The 26,865-nt window shown below is 34.9% G+C and carries 25 protein-coding genes; 11 read left to right on the top strand and 14 right to left on the bottom strand.

Annotated features, from left to right (window positions below; all coding sequences use genetic code 11):
* The first annotated feature begins 4 nt into the window (after nt 1–4).
* From MHI04_RS06575 to MHI04_RS06555, 5 genes are all read left to right on the top strand, one after another.
* The gene (locus MHI04_RS06575; RefSeq protein ID WP_342535428.1) at nt 5–1,132 is read left to right on the top strand and encodes a Ger(x)C family spore germination protein; all 1,128 of its coding nucleotides are present in this window, start codon (nt 5–7) and stop codon (nt 1,130–1,132) included.
* Between the two features lie 377 nt (nt 1,133–1,509).
* Nucleotides 1,510–2,487: a Fe(3+) dicitrate ABC transporter substrate-binding protein gene (locus tag MHI04_RS06570; RefSeq protein ID WP_342535760.1), complete on the top strand. Its 978-nt coding sequence runs from the start codon at nt 1,510–1,512 to the stop codon at nt 2,485–2,487.
* 87 nt (nt 2,488–2,574) lie between these two features.
* Nucleotides 2,575–3,579, top strand: coding sequence for an iron ABC transporter permease (locus MHI04_RS06565; RefSeq protein WP_342535427.1), 1,005 nt, complete (start codon nt 2,575–2,577; stop codon nt 3,577–3,579).
* Complete coding sequence (locus MHI04_RS06560; RefSeq protein WP_058843329.1) at nt 3,576–4,589, top strand: iron ABC transporter permease; 1,014 nt, start codon at nt 3,576–3,578, stop codon at nt 4,587–4,589. Before MHI04_RS06565 ends, MHI04_RS06560 begins: the two co-directional genes overlap by 4 nt.
* 15 nt (nt 4,590–4,604) lie before the next feature.
* The gene (locus tag MHI04_RS06555) at nt 4,605–5,393 is read left to right on the top strand and encodes an ABC transporter ATP-binding protein (protein ID WP_036124909.1); all 789 of its coding nucleotides are present in this window, start codon (nt 4,605–4,607) and stop codon (nt 5,391–5,393) included.
* Between the two features lie 48 nt (nt 5,394–5,441).
* Here MHI04_RS06555 and MHI04_RS06550 read toward each other — a convergent pair whose 3' ends face one another.
* The 6 genes from MHI04_RS06550 to MHI04_RS06525 all read right to left on the bottom strand — a co-directional run bounded on the left by MHI04_RS06550 (nt 5,442) and on the right by MHI04_RS06525 (nt 12,285).
* On the bottom strand, nt 5,442–6,416 hold the full coding sequence (locus MHI04_RS06550) for a tripartite tricarboxylate transporter substrate-binding protein (RefSeq protein ID WP_036124911.1): 975 nt from the start codon (nt 6,414–6,416) through the stop codon (nt 5,442–5,444).
* 35 nt (nt 6,417–6,451) lie between these two features.
* Nucleotides 6,452–7,126 (bottom strand): response regulator, encoded by a 675-nt coding sequence (locus MHI04_RS06545; RefSeq protein WP_058843327.1) that lies wholly within the window; start codon nt 7,124–7,126, stop codon nt 6,452–6,454.
* A gap of 13 nt (nt 7,127–7,139) precedes the next feature.
* The gene (locus MHI04_RS06540; protein WP_036124914.1) at nt 7,140–8,738 is read right to left on the bottom strand and encodes a sensor histidine kinase; all 1,599 of its coding nucleotides are present in this window, start codon (nt 8,736–8,738) and stop codon (nt 7,140–7,142) included.
* A 504-nt stretch (nt 8,739–9,242) separates the two neighbouring features.
* The gene (locus MHI04_RS06535) at nt 9,243–10,973 is read right to left on the bottom strand and encodes an ABC transporter permease (protein ID WP_058843326.1); all 1,731 of its coding nucleotides are present in this window, start codon (nt 10,971–10,973) and stop codon (nt 9,243–9,245) included.
* Nucleotides 10,966–11,655, bottom strand: coding sequence for an ABC transporter ATP-binding protein (locus MHI04_RS06530; RefSeq protein ID WP_058843325.1), 690 nt, complete (start codon nt 11,653–11,655; stop codon nt 10,966–10,968). The genes MHI04_RS06535 and MHI04_RS06530 overlap by 8 nt, the downstream gene beginning before the upstream one ends.
* Before the next feature lie 15 nt (nt 11,656–11,670).
* On the bottom strand, nt 11,671–12,285 hold the full coding sequence (locus MHI04_RS06525; protein ID WP_257982862.1) for a TetR/AcrR family transcriptional regulator: 615 nt from the start codon (nt 12,283–12,285) through the stop codon (nt 11,671–11,673).
* Nucleotides 12,286–12,535: 250 nt separating this feature from the next.
* Here MHI04_RS06525 and MHI04_RS06520 point away from each other — a divergent pair, with 250 nt between their 5' ends.
* Entirely contained in the window at nt 12,536–13,156 is a 621-nt protein-coding gene (locus MHI04_RS06520) for a flavin reductase family protein (protein WP_058843323.1), read from the top strand.
* Between the two features lie 414 nt (nt 13,157–13,570).
* On the opposite strand, the gene MHI04_RS06515 is transcribed toward MHI04_RS06520, so the two are convergent.
* The 5 genes from MHI04_RS06515 to MHI04_RS06495 all read right to left on the bottom strand — a co-directional run bounded on the left by MHI04_RS06515 (nt 13,571) and on the right by MHI04_RS06495 (nt 18,202).
* Nucleotides 13,571–14,512, bottom strand: a complete 942-nt coding sequence (locus MHI04_RS06515) for an alpha/beta hydrolase (RefSeq protein ID WP_197412987.1) — start codon at nt 14,510–14,512, stop codon at nt 13,571–13,573.
* A gap of 292 nt (nt 14,513–14,804) precedes the next feature.
* Nucleotides 14,805–15,740 carry a DMT family transporter gene (locus MHI04_RS06510; protein ID WP_058843321.1) on the bottom strand — a complete coding sequence of 312 codons (936 nt, stop codon included), beginning with the start codon at nt 15,738–15,740 and terminating at the stop codon, nt 14,805–14,807.
* A gap of 432 nt (nt 15,741–16,172) precedes the next feature.
* Nucleotides 16,173–16,382 (bottom strand): hypothetical protein, encoded by a 210-nt coding sequence (locus MHI04_RS06505; RefSeq protein WP_058843320.1) that lies wholly within the window; start codon nt 16,380–16,382, stop codon nt 16,173–16,175.
* Between the two features lie 160 nt (nt 16,383–16,542).
* Nucleotides 16,543–17,202 (bottom strand): MBL fold metallo-hydrolase, encoded by a 660-nt coding sequence (locus MHI04_RS06500; RefSeq protein ID WP_101966356.1) that lies wholly within the window; start codon nt 17,200–17,202, stop codon nt 16,543–16,545.
* Between the two features lie 76 nt (nt 17,203–17,278).
* Nucleotides 17,279–18,202: an EamA family transporter gene (locus MHI04_RS06495; protein WP_089932122.1), complete on the bottom strand. Its 924-nt coding sequence runs from the start codon at nt 18,200–18,202 to the stop codon at nt 17,279–17,281.
* A 113-nt stretch (nt 18,203–18,315) separates the two neighbouring features.
* Here MHI04_RS06495 and MHI04_RS06490 point away from each other — a divergent pair, with 113 nt between their 5' ends.
* Together MHI04_RS06490 and yiaA are read left to right on the top strand one after the other, a co-directional pair.
* Nucleotides 18,316–19,734, top strand: coding sequence for a PLP-dependent aminotransferase family protein (locus MHI04_RS06490; protein WP_340812674.1), 1,419 nt, complete (start codon nt 18,316–18,318; stop codon nt 19,732–19,734).
* 584 nt (nt 19,735–20,318) lie between these two features.
* On the top strand, nt 20,319–20,789 hold the full coding sequence (gene yiaA / locus MHI04_RS06485) for an inner membrane protein YiaA (protein ID WP_036127227.1): 471 nt from the start codon (nt 20,319–20,321) through the stop codon (nt 20,787–20,789).
* A 250-nt stretch (nt 20,790–21,039) separates the two neighbouring features.
* Here the strand turns inward: yiaA and MHI04_RS06480 are convergent, their stop codons facing one another.
* Nucleotides 21,040–22,089 carry a 2,3-butanediol dehydrogenase gene (locus MHI04_RS06480; RefSeq protein WP_058843317.1) on the bottom strand — a complete coding sequence of 350 codons (1,050 nt, stop codon included), beginning with the start codon at nt 22,087–22,089 and terminating at the stop codon, nt 21,040–21,042.
* Nucleotides 22,090–22,108: 19 nt separating this feature from the next.
* Nucleotides 22,109–22,747 carry a GntR family transcriptional regulator gene (locus MHI04_RS06475; protein ID WP_036127231.1) on the bottom strand — a complete coding sequence of 213 codons (639 nt, stop codon included), beginning with the start codon at nt 22,745–22,747 and terminating at the stop codon, nt 22,109–22,111.
* Between the two features lie 505 nt (nt 22,748–23,252).
* Between MHI04_RS06475 and MHI04_RS06470 the strand changes: the two genes are divergently transcribed.
* Nucleotides 23,253–24,647 carry a hypothetical protein gene (locus MHI04_RS06470; protein ID WP_141905571.1) on the top strand — a complete coding sequence of 465 codons (1,395 nt, stop codon included), beginning with the start codon at nt 23,253–23,255 and terminating at the stop codon, nt 24,645–24,647.
* A gap of 185 nt (nt 24,648–24,832) precedes the next feature.
* On the opposite strand, the gene MHI04_RS06465 is transcribed toward MHI04_RS06470, so the two are convergent.
* On the bottom strand, nt 24,833–25,162 hold the full coding sequence (locus tag MHI04_RS06465) for a hypothetical protein (protein WP_342535426.1): 330 nt from the start codon (nt 25,160–25,162) through the stop codon (nt 24,833–24,835).
* A 268-nt stretch (nt 25,163–25,430) separates the two neighbouring features.
* On the opposite strand from MHI04_RS06465, the gene MHI04_RS06460 reads away from it, so the two are divergent.
* Entirely contained in the window at nt 25,431–25,970 is a 540-nt protein-coding gene (locus MHI04_RS06460; protein WP_036127271.1) for a helix-turn-helix domain-containing protein, read from the top strand.
* A gap of 32 nt (nt 25,971–26,002) precedes the next feature.
* Nucleotides 26,003–26,863, top strand: a complete 861-nt coding sequence (locus tag MHI04_RS06455; RefSeq protein WP_036127272.1) for a YitT family protein — start codon at nt 26,003–26,005, stop codon at nt 26,861–26,863.
* Nucleotides 26,864–26,865 lie beyond the last annotated feature (2 nt).

Raw genomic sequence — 26,865 nt, 5'->3', positions numbered from 1 at the left:
ATAATTGTCCCATTACTATACTTGCATATTCAAAATAACATTCATTTTTCCTTTATTATTTATGCTAGGCGGTTGTTTAGGCACGAAGGAAATACAAAGTGAAGTTTATATTACCGCTCTTGGTATAGATTATTCTAATGATGTGTATCATTTATATTTTCAAGCTTTCGGATTTACGAATGTTGCGGGCTCAGATCCTGGCATTTCATCTGAGCCTGCTCCAATTGTTGTTGGACATGGAGAAGGTGAAACAATACAGGGAGCAATCGATGATATAGAAAAGAATTCGGTTAACCCTTTGTATTATGGACATATACAAACTTTCTTTATTTCCAAAAATATATTGGATGGACATTTAGATGAATTTTTTGATTTTTTTAGTAGGGATTACTATTTACGTTACAATACTTTAGCCTATGGATTTGAAGATGATGATATTAAAGAGATAATGAATGTACATGGTCTCTTTTATAAACCACCTATCTTAACATTTCCTTATGATCCAAATGAACAATTATTCTTTAATTCGTTCATCTCCACCAGTACTGTACAAGACATGATTAAAAGATATTATGAACCAGTTGGATCAATAATGGTTCCTTCCATACAGATTAGTGAAGATTATTGGATGGAGGATAATACATCTAAAGATATATTAAAAATAAGTGGTGCCTATTTTCTTTCACATCAAAAATTCAATGGCTGGATAAAGGAAGAAGAACTATCAGGGTTAGATTGGTTTAATAAGGATTTTAAAAACATGAAATTATCAATAAAGGATAAGTCTGTTTCGATGTTTATTGATACTATAGATTATCATATAGAAATTGTGGATAATTCGATTCCTAAATATATACTTAATTTAGAAATAAAAGCTTCTATCAGAGAAAATCCAAAAAATATTGGCAAAGAAACAATTGAAAATGATATTAAAAATATTATTTTATCACAGTTTCAAAGTACATTTAATAAAGGGCTGGAAATAAACTCTGATGTCTTCAATTTCTCAGAAAAAGCTTATCGTTTTAAGCCCCAATCATGGACTGTAGATGAATTAAACACCATTACTGAAAATTCAATTAAAAAATTTAATATAAATGTTTTCATAAAGGATGAAGGAGCTAAAAAATAAGAAAATTACCTTCACCTTTTTGAGCACATGATATTATCCCCTTTCATTAGAACGTAAAAAAACTACAATACGTTGAGACTTAAAGGGGATTTTTGTATGCCCAAAAAATCGTATCTATTCGTATGAATTTAAAGGAAGTATGTAGGTGGTGAAAATAAAATATCTGTTTATTCCCCTCACTCTCCCGATGTTATCGAAGCGAATATTCAACTTAGTCACCCGCTATGAACAAAATGTTCAAAATGAACTTTTTACTCCTATTAATTTTATGTCACATAACTTTCTTTATATTGACCCTCCGCATTGAACATTCTATTATAATCCCTGTTAATGATTATCATTTTCATTTACATTACCAGAGAGGAATGATTAGACTAATGCAAGGATTTACTAAGTTAGGGAAATTGAGTGGTATAACGCTATTGCTCCTATTAACAGTCATGATGGTTTTAACTGGATGCAATGCTACTCAAAAAAATACAGAAACAGAGAAAAAGGAACAAACTTCTACGGAAGCAAAAGAATCTAATAGTAGAACAATTAAACACGAGATGGGAGAAACTATTATTACTAACACTCCTCAAAAGATAGTTACTCTAGAGCTATCTTTTGTTGATTCTTTAAATACTTTAGGAATCCAGCCTACAGGAATTGCGGATGATAATAAAAAGGATATGATTGCCAAGCTTGTTGGTCGTGACATAGATTATACATCTGTAGGGACTCGTGAACAGCCTAACTTAGAGGTTATTAGCTCTTTACAGCCAGATTTAATCATTGCAGATGCTGAACGACACAGTGCTATTTACAAAGATTTGCAGCAAATAGCTCCTACAATTGTCTTAAAAAGTCGTGAATCGACATACCAGGATAATTTGGACTCTTTTAAAACAATTGCAGAAACATTAGATCAAAAGGAAGCTGCTGAAAAGAGATTAAATGAACATAAACAAATTATAAACGAAATTAATTCAAAGCTAAGCCATGATTCGAATCTAACTGTTTTACCTGCGGTTGTACGAGATACATCATTTCAAGCACATACTACTTCTTCTTATGATGGAGAATTGCTTGAACAATTAGGTCTGAAGGTGGCCATTCAGAACGAACAACCTTATGTTGAAATGAGTCTGGAACAACTTGTAGAAATCAATCCAGATGTACTACTTTTAGCTAATAATGAAGGCAAACTGCTTACTGATGAATGGAAGGAAAATCCACTTTGGAAAGACTTAAAAGCAGTAAAAAATGAACAGATTTATAGTGTTGATAGAGATTTATGGACAAGATTCCGAGGCATTATTTCAGCAGAAGCAATTGCTAAAGACACATTAACAAAGCTGAATGAAAAATAAAATAAATAAAAGAGGAGTAAGTAAGCTATTCTACTTACTTCTCTTTCTAGTAAGTCTTATCTTTTGTAAGAAAGTGTGTTGTAGTTAATGGAATCTATAGTTAAAGGTAAAGTAAAAATATATAGTACAGCAATTACTGCAATCGTTTTATTAATTTTAGGAATTATCATTAGTGTCTCTGTAGGGGTAGCAGATGTCGATCTATTAATGGTTTTGAAGTCCTTCTTCGAAACCAATCCATCAAAAGATCAATTAATTATTCAGACCCTTCGATTGCCCCGAGCTATCATCGGAGCATTAGTTGGTGCTAATTTAGCCGTAGCAGGTGCTCTTATGCAGGCGATTACTCGAAATTCATTAGCTTCCCCACAAGTATTTGGTGTGAATGCAGGTGCTTCATTGTTTATTGTCACTGCTTTCGCCCTCTTTCCTTCTCTCTCTTCCCCATCGCTTGTTTTCTCTGCTTTTATCGGGGCAGCAATAGGAGGAATAACAGTCTATTCCTTTGCTTCCGGAGGGGGAATGACTCATGTAAAACTGGCGTTAGCTGGAATGGCCGTACATTTTCTTTTGTCCTCTTTAACTCAAGGAATCATTATTTTTAGTGAGCAGGCAAAGGATGTTCTGTATTGGCTAGTGGGGTCAATTAATGGAAAATCATGGACACATGTTATGATCATTCTTCCATGGTCTATTTCTGGGCTATTCATTGCCTTATTACTTTCTCGATCTATTTCTATACTTGTCCTAGGAGAAAGCACTGCCCAAGGTCTCGGACAACAAGTAAATCGCATCCGTATTCTAGCAGGCATACTGGTCATTATTTTGGCTGGCTCTTCTGTAGCTGTCGCAGGTCCAATAGGCTTTGTAGGATTAATTGTTCCTCATATTGTTAGGAGAGTGCTAGGAGGAGATTATCAAAGAATCATTCCATTCTCTGCACTTTTTGGGGCTATACTTTTAGTTTACGCAGATATTCTCGCTCGATTTATCGCTTACCCTTTTGAATCGCCAGTTGGAATTGTTACAGCAATCATTGGGGCACCATTCTTCCTTTATTTAGCAAGGAAAGGAAGGCATATTAAACAATGAATAATAGACAACAGTTTAGGCAAAAACAATATTTTCATCCTAAGCTTATTCTCCCTGTGCTTTTAATCATCATCTTCATTTTATCAATAGTAAGTCTAGGTTTAGGAGCTATTTACATTACACCATCAGAAATCATTCACAATTTAATTGGGGAAGGAACACAAAGTCAAAGATTTATACTAAACAATTATCGTATTCCCCGTATTATAATCGCTATCATCGTAGGAGCTGGACTAGCAACAGCTGGAGCAATTTTGCAAGGAATTCTCCGTAATCCATTAGCCTCTCCAGATGTAATCGGCGTTACGAAAGGGGCTGGTTTAGCAGCCGTTATCATCATTGTTCTATTCCCAACGTCACCTATTATTTTTCTTCCCCTTTCAGCTTTTATTGGAGCAGCTATCATTGCTGCCATTCTAATGCTGTTTGTTTATAAAAAAGGTGCTCAGCCAAATACGTTGGCTTTAGTGGGAATAGCTTTAGGAGCAATATGTCAAGCAGGGATAGAATATTTAATGATTAAGTTTCCAGATGATGTAAGCATGACTCTTCTATGGTTGACTGGAAGTCTTTGGGCAAGAGGATGGGACCAAGTGTATCTTTTGCTGCCATGCCTCATTCTTATCCCAATACTATTTGGATTAACTGCTAAATTAGATATTTTGAGCCTTGGTGATGATATAGCTACAGGTCTTGGAGAACGCTCAAAATTTTTGCGATATATTTTACTAAGCGTTTCCGTTATTTTAATTGGCGTATGTGTTGCCACAGTAGGTTCTATCGGATTTATTGGTTTAATCGCTCCTCATATTGCCAGAAGAATTGTAGGATCTAAATTTAATGTTTTACTTCCTGCTTCTGCGCTCTTCGGTGCTATCCTTCTCTTAGTCGCTGATAGCCTAGGTAGAGGTCTATTTCCTCCAATAGAAATACCTGCTGGTATCATTACAGCAGTGATTGGTGCACCATATTTTTTATATTTATTACGTGCTGAACGAAAAAAAGCATAAGAAAGGTGAACATTTATGACAACATTATCAGCCGAGCATCTTTCACTGTCCTATGGATCAACTCAAATCCTTGATGATATAAATTTGGTCATTCCTGAAGGTAAGATTAGTGTTATTATTGGGTCGAATGGTTGCGGCAAATCAACTATTTTGCGCTCCTTAGCTAGATTATTAACACCTCAAGAAGGAATAGTCTATTTAGATGGAAAAGCCATTCATCAGCAATCTTCTAAAGAAATTGCAAAGAAATTGGCTATTTTACCTCAAGGTCCAGAAGCTCCGGAAGATATAACTGTTAAAGATCTTTGTTATTATGGTAGACATCCACATAAAGGTTTATTGTCTAGACAAACGCTGGAAGATGATGCGATTGTAAACCGCGCGTTAATGGCCACCAAAATGACCGATTTTGTGGATCGTACATTGGATGAGCTATCTGGAGGGCAAAGGCAAAGGGCTTGGATTTCAATGGCTTTAGCACAAGACACAGATCTTTTATTATTAGATGAACCAACAACCTATTTAGATTTGGCTCATCAAATTGAGATACTAGAATTGTTACGCAATTTAAACGTAACTCATGGTCGAACAATTGTTATGGTTTTACATGATTTAAATCAGGCAGCACAATATGCTGACCACCTTATTAGCATTGTTAAAGGAAAAATTTTTCAAGAGGGGCCGCCTGAAAAAGTATTTACCAAAAGCATGATTAGAGAAGCATTTGGACTTGATTGCTGTATTATTGAAAATCCTGTTGATCAAACACCACTGTGTATTCCTATCGGCTTATCATTAAGCTAGTACTAAGTACAAGGGACCGCTACTTTTAAGATGTAGCGGCCCCTTTATTTACGAATCCATATGAATACCCATTAATTGTTCATACATCCTACTTTGATTTTCTAGAAAAATAATCGTTTCTCTTCTATTTTTATAAAAATCATTCCACATATACATTTGAAGCGTTTTCTTCCATTTCTCAGTCTTCACCATTTTTTCGATTGTTGCATCCCAAAATTCAATTTCAGCATTTGACATGTTCGGAGGCCCCATCACTCCACGCCAATGTTCAAAAACTAAATCAATTCCTTGCTCAGCCCATGTCGGAACCTCTGGTAACTCCTTTAATCTTTTTTCAGAAGAAATCACTAGTAATTTTATTTGATTTGATTCAGCATATTTTTTCGCCTCTGATAAAGACATCGTGGCAACATCGATTTGTTTTTTTAATAATGCCTCCACCACTTGTTCACTATTTTCATAAACATAAAAGTCGAGCTGTTCCGTTTTCAGCCCAACCTGTTGACTAGCTAATACAAAGGAAAGTTGATCATCATTTCCAAGCCTTGGGGAAACACCGATTTTATAAGCATGCGGATCTTTCTTGAGATCGTCCATTAACTGTTTAGCACTGGATATTTTCGAACCTTTTGAAACAATGGTAACTTCCCATTCAGTCGCTAAGGTGGCAATTGGTGTAAAGTCTTTATACGTTAATTTACTTTGACCCAATAAATAATTAGTGATAAGTAGACTTGAATTAATGGCTATTACTGAATCTGTTTGATCCTTTGTATATTTCCAGCCTAATTCCCCGCCAACACCGACTTTATTAATAACAGAAATATTCTGATTCATCAAATTTTCACTTATCAATATATCTTGCATAGCCCTAGCTGTTACATCCCATCCCCCACCAATTGAGCTAGGTGCAATAATCGTTACCTCTTTTGTGATTGGTTCCTCGATTTTAAATTCATTTGTAGAGCAAGTAAAGAGAATTATCATGAACAGTAGGAATAACATGAGTTGTTTCTTCTTCATTCGTTAGACCTTTATCATAAATTTACAGTGTTTTGTCATATTAGGTAATACTTCCTTTCAGGTCTTCCGACAATTCCATAATCATGTTTAGCTGTACAGACGTTGATTGAAACCAAATACTCTAGGTATCTTCTTGCCGTTGTTCTAGATGCCCCCATCTTTTCCCCCATTTCCTCAATTGAAACGCCACCTTTAAGCTCAAACATTATTTCTTTGACTTTTTGCAAGGTTAAACGATCCACCCCTGAAGGAAGGTCCTTTTGATTCATCACAGTTTGGACAGAAGTGCCAAAGAAACTATCAATAATTGACTGATCGATTTCATCCCTACTATTAAAGAGCTCTTTTTTCCTTTTATATTCCTCGATGATTTCAATAAACTTTTCCATTGTTACCGGCTTTAAAAGATAGTGGAAAACGCCAAAACGCATAGCCTTTTCTAGCATAGCTTTTTCAGTTGCTGCCGTAACCATAATAATATCTACATTTGGATAGTCTCCCCTTATTTTCTGAAGTAAATCAGTTCCAAGCTCATCGGGCATATAAATATCTAATAGAAGTAAATCAACTTCTTCTTGCTCAAGCAGGTTCAATGTTTCTTTAGCATTTAACGCCTTCCCAACCAAGCTTACATCAGATACTCTCTTCAAAAATCCCTCTTGTATTTGTGCAATTCGAAAGTCATCCTCTGCAATCACAACTTTTATCACTTTACTTCTCTCCTCATATGAAAGCCCTTTTTGGCAGGTATACTGTAAAAATGGCTCCTCCACTCTTATCATTATGCACTTCAATTGTGCCCCTTAATGACTCCACAATTCGTTTAACATTGAATAAGCCATACCCCCTATTCTCCCCTTTAGAAGAATAGCCCAAAGTGAATATGGTATCTATTTGTTCCTCAGACAGCCCTTTTCCGTTGTCTGTTACTTCTATTATGATGTCATTACCAAAGCCAGTAATTGAAAACAATACCTTCTTACTTTGTTGATTAGCGACCGCATCAAAGGCATTATCAATGAGATTTCCGATAATTGTAATAATATCTGTTACCTCAATATTGCTTGGCAAAGGATCGACATGACTATCAGGATCAATTTCTAATGTTATTTTCTTTTCAGAAGCTTTCCCTAGTTTCCCTAACAAAATTGCTTGCACATTAGCATCATGAATTTGATTAAATAATATTTGATTTCTATGTTGATAGGTGATTGACTCCTTTTGAATAAAATCAAAAGCATCCTTATATCGTTCTAATTGGAGCAAACCAGATATTAAATATAATTTATTGGTGTATTCGTGGGTTTGCGCTCGTAAGCCTTCTGAATAAGCCCTAACCTCTGATATAGTATTGATTAAATTCTTTAATTCAGTCTTATCACGGAAACTAGATACAGCCCCCATAATTTGATTGTTTTTTATAATAGGAATAACGTTAAAGATAAAAACGATATCATTCAAGAGAATCTCAACATTGTGCATCATTTTTCCTGTTTGCAAAACCTCTTCAATTTTTGAATTCTTTAGAACGTCATTGATATGCTGACCAATTAATCTTTCTTCATTAAGATTCATCATTTTCTTAGCCGAATGATTGATTAATGTTAACAATCCATTTTGATCAATCGCAAGAATTCCTTCTTTAATAGACAAAAGAATTGCGCTTCTTTCTAGGTATAGCGATGAAATCTCGTGTGGTTCTAAACCTAAGGTATCCTTTCTAATACTTTTTGTTAGAAAAATACCACCTATGATACCGAGCATTAGTATCACAATAGAGGCAATGACAATGGTCTTAATTCTACTAATAATATTTCGATAAATGTCTGTTTCCAAAAACTCTACCGAAACGACTCCAATTATGCGCTGGAAATCACCATAGTCGGCCATTATTGGCACTTTCCCAATAATAACGGAGCCACTGCTTCGCTCAACTTCAAAAATATTTGAGCCTCCAAATAGCAGTGCTAGATCATTGGTATCATCTAAACCACTTTCCTCAATATCATTTTCTACATGAGAATAAATGATCTTATCACGATTTTCAATGATAATATTTGCTGCGTTTACCTGATCTATCACTTGCTCAGCGATAGGACGAAATTGAGTTTCTAAGTCCTCTTGTTCAATTGCATCTCTTAATTCAGGCATAAGTGAAATCGATTTTGCCGCTTGTAATGCTAATTGTTCTACTTGATTTCTAGTATCTACTGCTTGTAAATAAGCAAAGACACTTGCAAGCAGCGTAATAATGAGAAGTATAAGGGAACTAATTAACCCTAGTATTTTCGTTTTTAATGTAATCCTTTTATTTTTAAACATCGTATTTAACCCTTCTAAATTAGAGAGACAGAATTATATTGAATGAAGAAAATAGTAGATAACTCACGTAATGAAATTTAGCTTATGAGTATCCCATCTTATTGTACTTTACAACCACTATTTTATACATCTTTTCAAGCACCCCTTAGGATATGGTGAATGCTCACATTTAAACAAAGATGATACAGTTAGTTCGCTCATTTCTGTCATCCATTCTTTCGAAATCGCTTACTGTATAAGCATTAAATAATCCCCACCGTTCATAATCAAATGGTGATTGAATTCTCTTTAGATTTCTACCAGTAGAAGAAGTTATTCATATAGTAATATGATTTACCCTGCTCATAAAATTAATGTTGTATTCCTTAGTTTCCCTCGTACGAAAGATAAAACAAACAGCATCTTCAACTACCATGCACTGTTCCTTGAGGTGCATTTCTTTACATTCAAAACATCTTCGTTTGCTATCTCCTTAATAGTCACATCATTTTACTTATGTTGGTGTTAAAGGATGTATTTTTTAGTCTGTTCTGCATTTTGAATTTTTTCAATTTTATTATTAAATCTACAGTGGATAAGATGATAAAGTAGATTTAGCAACAACCATATACCGCCAATTATAAACAAATTCGTTTGAAACGGTATATAATCACCCGTTTTTATCGAGAGGCTTTTTTGTATGAACTGACAAACTATAACACTTAATGAAACCATAATGATAAATGCCACATTTAAAAGAGGTTTATAAATACTGATTAACATTTTGTTAATGGACTTTGCAGAATACCCTAACATATTTAAAATAAGAATATTTCTTGTGCAATCTTGAAAATTTAGCAGTATGACAAGATAAAGAAGCAAACAGCCAATCATACATCCTAATAGTTGATTTATCACTGCACTTATTTTATTTGAAACATTATTTTTTTGTAAATAAGCTAAACGTTCCTTTTCTGTTATTATTGATTTATTCTCATACTGTTTAGGAACAGTGTTTGAAAGTATTCCGTTATAGCTTGACTCTTTTATGGATAACATACTTGCTAATTGCGGTTCTGAAAGATAAATAGTCTTATTCTCTGCATTTCCCACAATAGCAGCAACTTTTAGTTTATAGATTTTATGTTTAATATTTACTTCAATATAATCATTTTGTCGTATTCCATAGAGTTCAGATAAAGCTTCATTTATATACACCTCTTTTTCTTTAGGTAAGAAAAGCTCCTTGTGATCTAATGTATAAAATTGAAACAAATTTGGTTTTTTATGAAATCCTATTGCTTGTTGATTAATTTCATTTCCTTTCCATGAAATCTTCACATTACTTCTTAAATAGAAAGTACTATCTTCTTCTAGTGGATGATACGGCTGATAATTTTCAAACTGAATATCATATTTATAGGACCTACCAAGTGTCTGGGTTTCATAAATATATTGACTGCTGAAATGAAGTGACATGCTCATAATCCATAAAACTGTAAAACAGCCTACTGACAGGAATAGTAAAGACACTGCTAATGGCTTACGTAAAGCTATGCGAAATGAGCGCCGATATTTGATTGGAACTGCATTGGATAGTTTATTGCTAATGAAAACTATCCATTTATTTTGGTGTTCTTCAGGGAAATTACATAATAATGAGGAAATATCAAATTTTAAAAACTTATAGTATGGCACTATTGCCATGATTCCCGATAATACAACAATAAATAGGAAACCTATTGCTAAATTTGAAGGGAAAATTCCCTTTTGAAGTGATTCAATATCAAAAGATGAACGATATAATTGTAATAATACATCTGAGCAAATCCATCCCAATATGAAGCCTACTATAAAGGCAATAAAAGAAAGACTACTATTAATGAAAAACATAACTGCGATTATTTGTTTATTTGAACATCCGAAAGCCTTATAGCAACCAATTTCTTTCAGATGATTACGGTAATATTTTAAAAAAAACATATAAAATGCAAAGGCTGCAATTACAGAAAAAATGATTAAAAAAGTAGCTGCTAAAATTTGATTAGAATGCAATGCAATCAATAGCTCTTTTTGCGAGCTATTAATTAATATCCCATTTGCTTTATTGTAAGCCAAATGTTTTAGATTCCCATCTATAGATACTTGAACAAAAAAGTACATAAATGAGCCTAAACAGCTCAGAAAAAATAACACAGACATAGTCGCTTTTTCACATAGTAAACTCTTGAAAATTTGTTTAAACACACTACTCATTATAGAATCTCCGTGGAGAAGTATTTAAATAATCGTCCTCAATAAGACCGTCCTTCATGACAATAATACGGTCTGCAACTGTGGAAATTTTGAGGTTATGTGTAGAAAAAATAATGAGTGTACCATAGGTTTTATTTAATTCCTTTAAATAGTCCACAACTTGTTTGCTGTTATGCTCATCCAATGCTCCTGTTGCTTCATCACAAAACAAAATTTCAGGATTTTTAATCATTGCACGTGCGATAGAAACTCGTTGTTGCTGACCACCAGATAATTCATTGGGAAATCGATCTGCTAATGTTTCGATCCCTAGCCTTGCTATAAGTTCACGGAATTCTAAATCTTGAGCATTCCCTGTTTTCCCTAATTCAATATTCTCCCGTACCGTTAATTCCGACAATAGTAAATAGTCTTGGAAAATATTACTGAAATTATAGCGTCTGAATTGAATCATCTCTTTTTGTTCCGCATGAGAAATATCTAAATCTTTATAATAAACATTTCCTCTTGTTGGCTTCATTAGTCCTGACATGATATTGATGAGTGTTGATTTCCCACAACCACTTTGTCCGAGTATCACATTAAACGTATGGGCAAAAAATGAAAGGTTAATTTCTTGTAAAACTGTATCAAAATCATTAAATTTTTTGCTTATATTTTGTAATTTTAAAACAGCTTCCATTTACCAATCTCCTTTTTAGTTAGTAAAAAAGCCAATATTATCAGTTGTTCCTAAACCTTTATTGATCAATTCTTCATAGGCTGTTATTTTATATGGAATGGTTTCTGGATCCCAATGAAATAAATCTTTATCTAAATAAAAATTTGATAGTGTCAATAACATTTCAGCTATTTCTAAGGGATAATTTGTGTAAAAAATTTTTTCCTCCACTCCCTGTTCAATGATTTCTGCAAAATACGGAGCAAGATATTTAGTTAGACCTATCATCAGTTTTTGATGGAATACAGCATTTTCAGGTTGATTCATCATTCGATCTTGCTCTTTATTTTGATGAAAAAGAGAAATACTATTTTGAACTGCCATTTTAAGTCTTACATCTGCGGATAATGTCTTATTATCCATCGTCTTTATTTCCACTACCGCATTTTCAACAAACAATTTAACAGCTTCATCTACACATTCTTCTTTTGACTGAAAATAATGATAAAAGGCTCCTCTTGATATGCCCAATTCCTTTATGATTATCGGAAGTGTCATTTTTTCATAACCATATTGCAGAAGAACCTCCCAAATTCGAATTAAAATGTCGTTTTTTTTATGTTCATAGTTTTTATTTGTCCTTGCCATCATAAACCTCCTATAAATAAACCGACCAACGGTTTATTTATATATTTCCATATTTTTCTTATGAAGTCAAGGAAATTGGCATAAAAAATTTAGAAATATCAAGGAGATGAAATGAAGAACTTTAAACTTTACCTTTCCTCCATATTCTTTTGTTGAAGTAATTATTTTGTAATCAACACTTCGATGCTTATCGAAATCTTTATATTTTACAATGAGTTATGACAGCGAAAATATTTAGTAGGAGGAACTTAAAATGACAATAATAAAGCAAATACCAAATACAAAAATGATAAATCCTAAAATTTTATATTATGGATTTCCTGTAATTTTACTGAGTACATTAAATGAGGATGGAACAGTGAATATTAGCCCTTTGTCATCTTCTTGGGCATTAGGAGACTGTATTGTCTTAGGTATTGGGCTTGGTGGAAAAGCAATAGAAAATTTAGAACGACATCCTGAATGTGTCATTAATATTCCTGACCCCTCTCTATGGGAAAATGTGGAGCAGTTAGCTCCTTACACAGGAAAAAAACCAGTTCCAGATTTTAAGAAACAAATTGGTTTTACATATAGAAAAGAGAAATTTGATATTTGTGGATTCACACCTATTAATTCTACAACGGTCATTCCTACTCGGATTATGGAGTGTCCCATTCAAATCGAGGCAAAGGTAAAACATATTCGTATCCCAGATTATTCTCCTACTTTTGCAATTGTTGAGACACAAACGATACATGTACATGCTCATGAGGAAATTATTATTGAAGAAAATCATATTGATCCAAATAAATGGAGCCCACTTATTTATAATTTTCGGCATTATTTTGGTCTGGGAAGCAAGCTAGGTAACAACTTCCGTTCAGAGATCTAAACATAATCAAGTTGTACTAGATACAGTATAAAAGTAAACCCATACTCTATTAAGTAAGTAGTTGGTTAGCGCTATTTATGTCATTACAGAGCTGTTCCCCATGATTTTTGCCATGAGCCGCCTGATGATGGTTTCAGCGTTATCGTTACACCTTTCAGAACCTTTTTGAACACTTCTAATACTGCATAAAAAAGGCCAGGTACTCATATGAGCGCCTGGTTATTCGTTTCAAGAACTTTATTTAATTGGCTTCAAAATAGATACTGGCTGTTCATACGCACAAAATAATTAACTACAATAAATATATTACACTTGATCGGAGGCACTTAGTTGGCTCACCCTAATTTCCCCAATCGAGATAGGCGCTTACTGACCATTAATATAAGATAAAATAAAGGATCTTTCTCAGTACCTTCACTGTACTTCCTTCATAAATTCTCTGAAGCCTTCAACGATTTCTTTTGCTTTGGTACGATATAAATAATGATCCCCTTCAAATGTCATCACTTTCCCATTTATAGAATCTTCTATTTGTTTTTTATGCTCTGGTATCCATCTGTCAGTTACTGGATGATTTTCTTGTATAAAGAAAATCACAGGGAGATTTTTTGGGAAGGATCTATTTTCAGCTGCTTTAAAATTTTCATACATCATTTCAGCTTCATTTAACTGGCTTGGGTTATACATGTTTTTGTGTTTAAGAATTCTCAATTGTTCTTTTGTTTTATCATCATATGGTAGTACGGCGTATGGGTCATCCCCTAGCTTTACTTGCAATCTCGCTAAACCCGATTTTTTAAGTAGTTTTATAGTTCTTATTATAGAAGAATCAATCTTTTTCTCGCTTATCGTTGGAACACTGCTATCAAGCCCGACAAATGCACTCACCTCTTCTGGATATTTGTTCACATAATCCAATCCGTAAAGGCCTGAAATGGAGTGTCCCATCAGAATATAACGTTCAATATGAAGACGCTGTAAAGCTTCATGTATTTCACTAACAATATTCTCTGTGCTACGTTCTTTTTCAATTAGATCACTTAACCCATAACCAAAAGGCTCGATGACAACCACTTTGTAAAATGGAGATAATTCATCTACTAGAAATTTAAAATCAAGTGCTGGTGCCGCTGTTCCATAACCAGGTAAAAGCACAACGGTTTCTTCGCCTTCTCCTTGAATGAAGACATTCATCGTTTTCCCGTCCACTGCTACAGACTGCCCATAAGTTTCTATTTTTCCTTGCTCTATTTTAGAGCAGACAATATTCACTAGGAAAACAATCGCTAAAAAAAGTATGATGGCTACAGCAAAAACAGCTATTAATTTACTTAAAATGATGATCATTTTTTTCATTATGTTTGCACGATAGTATAGAACGGTAAGCGATCACCGTTTTCTCCATTGCTCTCGTGCCACACCTCCCTTTCGTTATCTCTATGTGGATTCCGGCTACTTTCATAAACCGTTAAGGATAGCTTATACAACGAAGGTGTACTGCTTATGACAACAATATGAACGGAGTATGAACAAAAAAATTTACAGCGTTGCATAAAAGGTGTAATTGAATCTACTAAGGAGGACGTTAAATTCGTATCAGAAAACCGAATTGTTATCACATTGCTTGATTGTCATGAAAAAAGGATCTTCAAATCGAAGACCCTTTCGCTACTTCTTTGCTGGATTTTTTGTACTTAGTTTTGACGCTACTTAACAATCCATCTTTATCTAGCAATGTTGGTAAGCTTATACCGACAACGATCGTGACGATACCTGCTATTTGCAAAATGGTAACCGTTTCGCTTAATAGGATAACAGATACCATCACGGCGATTGGCAATTCAACAGCACTCAATATAGAGGACATACCTAATCCAACTTTAGGAACTGCAATAGTGAATAAGAAAACGGGGATAATCATGCCAAATAACCCTAATGCCAATCCATAAATCCAAAGTCCCTCATTAAACAAAGTACCATTCCAAATAATTTCTGGAGACTGAAAAGCCGCCGTAATCATAAAAGCAAAGAAAGAAACCAATACTAAACGGTTAGAGGTTGTCATACTTGCAGTTGCCTTACCGTTCACATATAAAAATAAAGAGTAACAAAGAGCAGCTGCTAATCCCCATAACCATCCCTGCAAAGGTATTTGGGATAAATCAACATCAATTATTCCAGCAGCTGGTATGGTTCCAGCTACCAATATAATTAAAGAGATTAATTCAATTCTGCTTGGAAATTGCCGTTTTGTAATACAAGAGATCAACATACCGATCCATGTAAATTGAAACAGTAGTACTACTGCCAAGGAAGCTGGCAAAAAGTTCAAAGAATGACCATATAAAATATTTGTTAACCCAGTTAAGATACCTGCAAATAGAAGGATTTTAACACCTTTAAAGCTAAATTTTGACCTGTTTGTAACTAAGCTGATACATACTGCTATACAGAAGCCGACAAAAAACTGACTTGTCACTGCCTCTGATACAGAAAAGCCACTACGCATTGCCAGTTTTATGATAGTTGAAACGATTCCAAAACTACTAGCTGCAATAATGACTAATAGGGGATAAAGATACATTTTGCTAATTCACTTCCCTCTTAAAACTTGTATATAAATTAAATTTCGATTATGATTTTGAGATTTTGAAAAAAATCATAATCTCCAATATAAATCACTGATTGTTATTTTACAATCTTTTTTTCGGCAATAATGGTTTACAAACCGAGTTTTTCAGTGAAAAAAGAAAAATTTTGGAAATATTAAAAAAGCCAAACCCAGATGTATCAAGGGTTTGGCTTCTATCCATGATATTTCATTAATACAGAAGGTTAAATTGGTGATGTTTTATTCTGTATTTGCTTAAGTATGTTACTTTACCATCTTTTTCAGTAGTAATCCTAGGCAAAAAAATCACCTTACCTATAAGAGTAAAGTGATTTTAATCAACATTTTCTTCTATCAGTCACATAGAAAAAGTCTATTTCTCTTTAGTAAAAATTGGCAATACATTTAGCGTGACTCTTTTGGCGGTTGGCATACATCACATTTTCGTTGATGTTTATTTTTAAATTTCGTAAATGTTTTTTCAAAGTTACTTCCACATGCACATTTAAATAATAACTTTTGAGAAAAACCATGATATTCAGTCGTTAGCAACTTACTTTCCGAATTATTCTCAACAAACTTTTGAATTTCACTAATCGTCCAACGCTTATTCATTCTCTTACACCTCCATATTTTTCATTTTGCGGAGGCTTTTCTTGGCATCCGTTATAAAAAGGTCTTAATCATCTTAAGCTCTTCATTATAACATGAGCTGGCTAACAATAAAACAGACTTCCATTTACACTTAGCAATAGTTCCTCAAAAAAAGAGATCATTATTTGTAAAATTTTTGAATCTGCTCTTTAATATTTACGTTACATAATCCTCCGTGGTAACAAACTACAGATTCAATGTCTAAGTCTAAATATTTCTTCAAAGATTGACGAGCGACCTTTATATCCAAAGTAGTTGGAACATGAATTCCTCCCAGTGTACCGTTTACACTATACATCGAATCTCCAGCAACAAGTGTTTTATTTTGCTTTAAATATAAGCTGATATGGCCAGGCGTGTGCCCTGGAGTATGGATCACTCGAATTCCGCCACAATACGGTAGTTCTTGACCGTCTTTCAAGGCCACATCCACTTTCCCCTTGGGTGGATTCGCTATGTGCGCGTCTTTCAAAAGTGGTAAATCCCCCTGGATATAAGGCTTATCTAGTTCGTGCGCATAGACTTTTATATTACTTCCACAATTTCGCACTATTTCCGGGAGGCTGCCTATATGATCTATATCCTGATGTGTCAAAATCACAACCTTTAGGTTATCGAACGACATGCCTACCTTATCCATTGCTACGCGCAAATCTTCCATTTGACCTGGGAATCCAGTGTCTATTAAAACAGCCATTTCCTGATCCCATAAAAGTGTTGGATGAATGATGTTCCCATTAAATTCAAGAGCCAGAATCTCTACTCCCTTAGAAATTTTCATAGCTTCATTCTCCTTTTAAATTTGATTTAATCAATGTAGAATAATAGAATTTCTTACCTCTCTTATTCAAGCTATATTAATTTTTCACATCCTGAAGCATAGTCCTATTGCGCCAAAGCAACTCCCTCAATGTTTCGAAATTGACTAGAACCGTTCCAGCAATAATCGTCAGAGTACCTATGCCTGTTAGCCAAGAAATATATTCATGATAGAGGGTCACACCTAATGTAACGGCAATGACTGGTGAGATATACAGCCATGTAGAAGGAAAAACAGGATTCGTTCGGGAAACAAGCCAATAATAAATGCTATGGCCGATCATTGAACCAAAAATAATTAAATAAAGAAGAGAGCCAATTGAAGCTGGGCTTAAAAGATAATGAAGCTGAATGTTCTCAGTAAAAAGTGACAAAACGATTAATAAAATCCCACCATGCATCATTTGCGCTGCATTTAAAGCAATTGGAGATGTCGTTTCAAATTTTCGGATGACATGCTTCGTATAAATGGTTCCAGATGCATAAAAAACTTCCCCTAGTATTATGGCAAAACAACCAACCATCCAGAAGGGACTAATCTCAATTGAAAGGCTAGGTAAGATCAAGAACGTAACACCAATGACTCCGACAACACAACCAATAAATGATTTTCGATTTCCTTTTTGCTTCAATAGGAATGTCTGTATAATAATGATCATCATTGGACCTGTAGCAGATAAGACAGCTGCAATCCCTGATGTCACATACTGTTCTGCCCAATATAATGTGGCAAACGTCCCAAAGGTTAAGCCCACTCCTGTAAAAAACATCTCTTTACGAAATAACACCCGTATTGTCGTTCTTTCTCTCCAAACCATAAAACTAAATAGCAATAAACCGGCAATAAAAAAACGGAGGCCAGCTGATAAAAACGGAGGCATTCCTGCATCAACACCAATTTTAATCGCTAAAAAAGTCGTTCCAAAAATCAAACACATGAAAAAATAATTAATAAGTACCATATAAACCTCCTCCTCTTTTTCTATCATAAAAGAAAGACAATAGAACAGATTAAAAGGGATAGAACAGATTAGATAGGTTCGTGGTACAATCGTTTTGAATAGGAGGAATCAATATGGGCAAAGCAAATCAAAATGAAGATTATCTTTTTAACAAAGTTTACGATTATGTACTGCACCGTATAGAACGTAAAGAATGGAAAGAACATGACAAGATTCCCTCCGTCCGACAATTAGCATCTGAAATGAATGTTCATCGATTAACGGTATTAAAAGCTTATCAATTACTAAAACAGCATGACAAAGTTTATGTAAAAGATAAAGCAGGCTATTATGTCCAATCAACTGTAACGAAAAATCTTGAATATCTAAATCAGGACAATCCCATTGTTTCTGCATACGTAAAAAAAAATCATTTATCCGAAATCCATCAACCCTCTGTTTCCTATCATTTTTCTCAGGCGTTGATTGATCCAAATCTTTTGCCTAATCATTATTTTTCAGATTATGTGAAGGAAGTGTTTGACCTTTATCCTAAAGTACTTGCCACCTACTCAACTGTACAAGGTGATCTAGAGCTGCGTGAAACACTCACTCACTATTTTATCAACCAGTATAAAACTCATTTGAGTGCAGATGATCTGTTAATCACTTCTGGCTCACAGCAAGCGATTCACTTAATCGCTCAAGCTTTTATTAAACCAAGAGACGTCGTTTTATTTGAACGTCCAAGCTACAGTGCTGCGATTGATATTTTTAGAGCACAAGGAGCACAGATTGTAACGGTTGATATCCATCCAGAGGGCTACGATTTAGAACAGGTTGAATACTATATTAAACAATACAAGCCGCGCCTATTTTATCTCAACCCCACATTCCATAACCCGACTGGTTATACTGTTTCTGTCGAGCAGCGCAAAAAATTAGTCGAACTAGCTGAACAATATCGATTTCTATTAATTGAAGACGATGCCTATCACGACATCTATTTTGATCAAGCCCCACCACCACCCATTTACACGTACGATAGTGCTGGAACAGTCATTTATATCCGAAGCTTTTGCAAATATATCTCTCCTGGCTTGAGAATTGCGACTGTGATTTGTCAATCATCATTAATGAACTCACTCCTAATAGAAAAATCATTGGCTGATAATGGCTCACCACTTCTCAATCAAAAAATTTTTCTCCATTACTTTTCATCCCTAAGATTGCAACAGCATTTGGAGAAAATTAGGATCGCCCTACAGATTCGAAAGGAAATCATGGAAGAAGAGCTAGCTGTAACAGGTTGGCGATGGACTAGCCCAAAAGGGGGTCTGAATTTATGGGTGCAGCTCCCAGATAATGTTCCAACTGAATTATTACTATCTAAAAGTATTGAACAATCTATATCCTTTGTACCGGGTCAAATTTGTGATCCATTAAAACAACTATCATCCTGGATACGTTTAAGCTATTCTTATGCAAATGAAAAACAGCTAAGGGAAGGAGTAAAAAGGTTGGTTGCAGTGGCACAATCTCTTTCTACGTGAGGGGTACTTTTTTGAAACCAGCTACTCACTTTCAAATGGGCCTAGGCTTTTAAATTTTCTTTAAAAGCCTTTTATTAGCATTTAAATACAATTGTTGCAACTGACCAATTTAATTTCAACCATAAGTCAGGTTTTACGCAGCTTTATTTATGCCTTAGCTATTATCAACCATTTAAATTATTTCGTTCATTGTTCGTCAATAACAGTGGGCAAAGCAACAATAGGCAGCCACATCTACCTAACATATTCTGCTGTCTATTTGAATAAAATGAAAAAAAGTTATACACCTAGTTCTTATCGGTACAACAGATTCCTGCCCCTAAAAAGGAATTGCAACAAAGGACAGAAAAAATTGTCTCGGGGTAAAGGGCAAATTTACCAAGGAACAATAATCGTCCCTTTAAATTTGATGAAGCCACATTGACTATCTATAGTGCAGCAAAATAACGGTCAAGTATAAAGCCGCTTCCTTCAAAGGGGGTTGCTTTATTACTGAAAAGCCAGTTTTAGAGAAATTTCTGTTCTCATCACATCCCTGTAGAATAAGAATGTTTTGATACAGAGATAGAAGGAGGAGAAAGATATTGTCTAATCAAAATGAGACATCATTAGATAAGGGAAAACAGCCTGATCCGAAAATAAAAGTAGAAAGGAAAGAGGGAGAACCGACTGCTGCTTTCAAGGGTGCTTCCTGGGCAGCACTGTTCGTAGGTGTTACTGCTTATCTTATAGGCCTATTTAACGCAACGATGCAACTAAACGAAAAAGGATATTACTTAGCTGTTTTAGTATTCGGGCTCTATTCAGCAGTATCTTTACAAAAATCAGTAAGAGATAAAGATGAGGGAATACCAGTTACTACTATTTATTATGGTATTAGTTGGATTGCACTTATTGTATCTATTTTATTAATGGGTATTGGTTTATATAATGCTGGAAGTATTGTTTTAAGCGAAAAAGGATTCTATGGTATGTCATTTGTCCTTAGTTTATTTGCCTCCATAACAGTTCAAAAAAATATTAGAGACACACAGAGGGCAAGAGAAAGAAATTAAACTATATGACAAAAAGAATCGTGAAATTCATTCTCGATTCTTTTTGTCATTTTTCTTCTCTTATTATATTTCAAAAATATCGAGTATAAACGCTTTCTTAAGCTGCAACGCCCCTCTTCCCCTCAATGAAGTTCAGCAAATCCTTTGAAAAACAGTTTTGAATCATCAAACAGGCTATAAGAAAAGAGCATGACTATAATAAGCCATACTCCCTTTGTTAGGATAGATTTATTTTAATCTATCCATGTTATTAATTTTCTCCACTTATCGCGACTAAAATTTTAGATTGTGATTTGTCGTTTGTTAACGTTTTGAATCCTTTGTCAACAATGTCATCTAATTCAATTTGACTTGTGATGATACCCTGTGGATTTAGTTGACCAGAGCTCATTGCATCAATTGTTCTTTGGAAAATTGACGGTGTATAAACAATTGATGACAGTACATTAACACCTGTGTTTGTAAGCTGCATTGGATTCCATTCGATTGGTCTTGCAAAAATCGAAACGATCATCATGTTACCGCGTGGTTTTGTAACATCAATTGCTTGTTTAAAGGTAGGAGCTACTCCCGCAACTTCAAAGGATACATCAACCCCACCTGCTACAATCGATCGAACGGCTTGTACAGGATTTTCTTTACCAGAGTTAATGGCATGGGTTGCACCTAATTCTTTTGCCTTTTCTAATCGATCATCGGATAAATCTAATACGATAACTTTACTTGCACCAGATGCTTTTGCAGCGATTACTGTTAACAATCCAATTGGTCCAGCCCCAAATACGGCTACAGAATCTCCTAATGTAACCCCAGCATCTTTGACAGCTTGTACAGCAACAGCCATTGGTTCTACTAGTGCACCATCTTTTAATGTTAAGTTATCTGCTAAACGGTGTACATTTGTTACAGGGACATTGACATATTCCGCAAATCCACCGTTTCCATGTAGTCCGATGAAGTTAAATCCATCATATCGATCGACATCTTCATGTTTGTTTCTATAAGTTAATGTAGGATTGATGACAACTCGGTCTCCTGCCTTAAAGTCTGTAACCTTAGAGCCAACTTCTTCGATAATCCCAGCAAATTCATGACCCATTGTAAGCGGGGCAACTTCACCTGTTAATTCAGCTTTTACATCAACTGGTACAAAAACTGGACCTTCTTCGTATTCATGCAAATCACTTCCACAAATACCAGCCCATGCTACTTTTACTTTCACTTCTTCTTCTCTTAAAGCTCGTAATTCAACCTCTTCGACTCTAATATCTTTCACATTATGCCAAACTGCAGCTTTCATTTATGTTACCCCCATAAAATTATTTAAATTGGTACCATAAAATAACATCTTTAATAGCCACTCGTGCATGATTAAAATCCGACACTTCTATACACCTGATAAACGTGTTGATGGACAGATGGTAGGATTCAACTAGATCCATTTTCCATTTTGTTTGTGCAGCTACATTTGTAACAAATATGGTTTCTTTAAAGAATCGTAGCATCGCAATATTTCCTGTAACATCAAAAAACAATTGTAACAAGTGCGCAAACGAAACAACATATTCATAAATATTTTCAGCAGACTTTCTTTGTTTCATCGCTTCAAAACGAAGTAATAGTTCATTTTGCAAATCGGCATTCCATTTAGGTTCACACTTTGTAAGTGCAGAATCCAATAGGTAATAAAGCGCTTCCAAATAATCCTTCAATTCCTGATCCGATATAGTCTTAACTCTTACACCTTTATGTTGTACTTTTTCGACTACACCATCTTTTTGTAAAAGATAAAGAGCCTCACGGACAGGTGCATGACTTACTTGTAACTCTTTTGCAATTTCCGCTTCGATTAAGCGCTGACCTTGTTCATAATAACCAGAAAATATGCGAAATAATAATCGTTCAGCTATTTGTTCAGAAATTGTTTTTTTTGAAATTGAACTTTCATCAAACCCCATCAAACCACTCCATTAAATTTATATCCTTTATTTTAACATAGTTTAGTGTATAGGGTGATTAGCTATAGGTGTTATATATTATGGATTATAGATTATCGATAATCTATAAAAGTATTTTAATATAAAAATCCATTTCTTTCAATTATCTTGTTTGAGGTGTAGTTTTCGGCCACTATTGTATAACATCAAGCATCTTTTAAGAGGCCCTTTAATTTGCTAAGAAAGTGGTTGTTAAGTTGATTACTTGTTTATAATAAGAGGCATTTCATTGAGATAGTTGGCAAAGATGCAGATAAAGACACTAGAAAATCCTATAGTTTAGATTGCTTAAAGTTCTCCTTACAATTTGAGCACTTCATTAATAACTTAATTTCCCATCATTATTAGTTAATTATTTCTATTTTCAATTCACACAGCATTTCACCTAGGTCAAAATTTTTCAAAATCATCACCATCTTTTTTTCTCTTCATATTCTATAGAATCAGAATATTGAGGGGGAAACGTATGGGGATTGAATTCACAGCTCTCCATTGGATTTATGTTGTTTTTATTGTACTCATCATCGGATTTATGGTTAAACGTCGCGATACCACCCTCATTTGTGTAGTAGGCATCTTTATGCTAGCGATTGTTGCGACTGGCGATTTCACTTCGTCCATAAGTGGTGTGTTTAACAGCTTTATTTATGCTATTACAGAGCTGCTATCAACGATTCTTATTATTTCGATTATTGTTGCCATGAGTCGAGTGATGATGACTTCTGGGATTAATGAGGTTATGGTTGCACCTTTCACGAAGATTATTAAAACACCAGCACTCGCCTATTGGACGATTGGTCTATTAATGATGTTTATCTCATGGTTTTTCTGGCCATCTCCTGCAGTGGCACTGTTAGGGGCGGTGCTATTACCTGTTGCGATTCGGGCTGGCCTCCCAGCACTTGGCGTTGCCATGGCGATGAACTTATTTGGGCATGGTATTGCGTTATCAAGTGATTTTGTCATACAAGGGGCTCCAAAACTAACAGCTGATGCTGCTGGAATTCCTGTTGGTGATGTCGTTTCAGCTAGTATTCCGCTCGTCATTACAATGGGGATTGTGACGACAATTGTTGCTTATATTTTCTTACGACGAGATATGAAACGAGGAACCTTACTTTTGAATAATGTTGGTGAAGCTGGTGAAGATAGACATGAAATTGTGGAAAATTTACTGTCTGTCGGGCAAAGACGATTTTTTGCTGTACTCATTCCCATTGCTTTCGTCTTAGATGTCATTGCAATGGCTGTCTTTAAATTGCAAGGTGGCGATGCAACAGCTTTAATCGGAGGAACCTCTGTTTTCATCTTACTTTTGCTTAGTGTTGTTACTCACAAAGCTGAGGGGCTCGAAAAGACGACAAGCTATTTGATTCAAGGATTCCAATTCGGCTTTAAAGTGTTCGGACCTGTCATCCCTATTGCCGCCTTTTTCTATCTTGGAGATGCTGGCTTTACACAAATTCTCGGTGACCATTTACCCGCTACCTCACATGGAATTGTCAATGATCTTGGTGTTGGTCTTGCTGCGGTAGTACCTTTAACAAAGGAAATTGCCGTGGTCACTTTAGCAGTGGTAGGCGCTATTACAGGATTAGATGGCTCAGGCTTTTCCGGAATTTCCCTAGCTGGCTCTGTCGGCAGTCTATTTGGCAATGCCATTGGTGAAGGAACCGCAACATTAACTGCTTTAGGACAAATCACAGCTATTTGGGTTGGTGGCGGAACATTGATTCCTTGGGCATTAATTCCAGCCGCTGCCATTTGTAATGTGAGCCCATTTGAGCTAGCAAGACGAAACTTAATCCCTGTGGTCATTGGGCTTGTTGCGACGACGATAGTTGCGGTGTTTTTGATTTAATTAAATAAAACTACTTCGAAATGAATTCTCCTAATGAGAGTAGACGTAACTAGGCGAAAAGAAAGAGAGAAATCGAACACCATCGATTTCTCTCTTTTTGACATTTTTCTAAAAGTTCATTCAGAAATACAGTTTATAGTGTTTATTTTACTGTTAAAGGAATCATTTCTGATTGGCCATCCCATTCATTTGATCGTTATCTCTACCTCTGTATCTTGTAGTGCATTGGAACAGCCTTCTCCCATTAGAATTACGCCGTTTTTATCCAATGAATCTGAACCAGAAGTTTCTATACCATGTTTAAGTGTATAGTTCACTTCTTTAGGCAGAGGTTGATCACCAATATATCGAATAGTGCCACTCGTTGCACCACACTGATCACTTTTCATTTTGTCGGAAGTTACCTCAAACTGCACTTCCCAGTTTTCATTTTCTCCTACAAAAGTCAAAACTTTAGGCATACAACCAGATACAAACATCACACAAAGTAAAATAGTTAAAACTTTATACTTCATCCTTTTGCACCCTTTTTACAAGTATTTATTTAGGCTATGACTTTGAAGATATTAATGATGGGGACGATAGTTGCTATGTTTTTAATCTACCATCTTAGTAAAGAGTGATACAATGAATTATTTCCTGTTCCTTCTATAAAAGAGGCAAATTCACTTGCCATATGACTGTACATCTTAAAAAAAATATATTATATTTGATAACGTTCTCATTTTGATAATATTACTTTCTTTCCTTAAAGCCATCTCATTTTTAGAAGGAGGAGAATTGATGCACAGCAAAGCAGATGTCTTAATACATCCTGTGAGAATGAAGATTTTACAAGCTCTGTTGCATATGAAAAAGGAAGGCTTAAGTACTTTAGAGATGATTACAATCATTAAGGATGTGCCACAAGCTACTTTATATCGCCACATTCAAATCCTTATGGACGAAAACATCATCAAAATTGTTAGAGAGCGAAAAATCCGTTCAGTTACAGAAAAATTTTATGCCTTAAATGAACATGCGGCAAAATTTAGCGAGGAGGATTGGCGAAAACTAACGAAGAAGCAAAAATTAACGTATATGTCCTATTATCAATTAACATTACTGTCTAAATATCAACATTATTTATCCTCACTTGAAGAAAAAGAAAGTGAAAGCGACTTAGCTACTTTTTCTTTACATGATTTAACCTTAACTACTGATCAATTTGTAAGCTTCGAACATGATCTTAACAATTTACTCACTAAATACTATAATATGGCCGACTCAAATAAAGGTTCTGAGACTAAAACAATTGCGATAAATATTATTCCAAAACCTTAAGTACTATTGACGTAAAGAAATGGAGAAGATTTATGAAAAAAGGAAAGTCACTAGAAAATATACGAAAATTAATTATGATTATTATTGGAGCAGTGATTGCCGCTTATGGACTAGAAGCTGTATTAATTCCAAATGCTGTCATTGACGGCGGTGTAACGGGTCTAAGTATTATGGGGGCTCACCTCTTCGGAATCCCGTTAGGCATACTGCTCTTTGTCTTAAATATTCCGTTCATTTATATCGGTTATAAGCAAGTTGGAAAAACCTTTGCATTAATGAGTAGTGCTGGTATCGCAGCATTATCCATTTCTACGGTGCTTTTACATGATGTTAAAACCATTTTAGGCCCAAATGATCCCTTACTGATTGTCTTATCTGGTGGTATGCTGCTCGGTGTGGGTATCGGGATTGTATTACGTAACGGTGGTGCTTTAGATGGTTCTGAAGTTTTAGCTGTACTATTATCACGTAAAATTCCATTTTCAGTCGGCGATATTATCTTATTTATCAACGCCTTTATTTTCTTAGGGGCAAGCTTTATCTTTGGCTTAGAGAGTGCTTTATACTCAGCTTTAACATATTATATTGCAAAAAATGTTATTGATATTATCCAAGTTGGTTTAGAGAAATCAAAAGAAGTTCGTGTGGTTAGTGCAAAATCTGAGGAAATTGGGGACGCGATCCAAGCTCGTCTAGGACGTGGTGTTACTTATACACATGGACGTGGTGGTTTCTCTAACGAACCAACGGAAATTTTAAACTGTGTCATTAACCGTATGGAAGAAAATAAATTAGTTTCAATTATAAAGGATATCGATGAAGGTGCTTTTGTTGTCATTTCTGATGTTTCTGAAGTTCGTGGTGGGAACTTTAAGAAACGAGATATCCATTAATG

The sequence above is a fragment of the Lysinibacillus sp. FSL K6-1151 genome, assembly GCF_038630755.1.
In the GTDB taxonomy this organism is placed as follows: Bacteria; Bacillota; Bacilli; order Bacillales_A; family Planococcaceae; genus Lysinibacillus; species Lysinibacillus fusiformis_D.
Note: the sequence above shows the minus strand (reverse complement) of the source record. Positions and strands in the feature narration are given on the sequence as shown.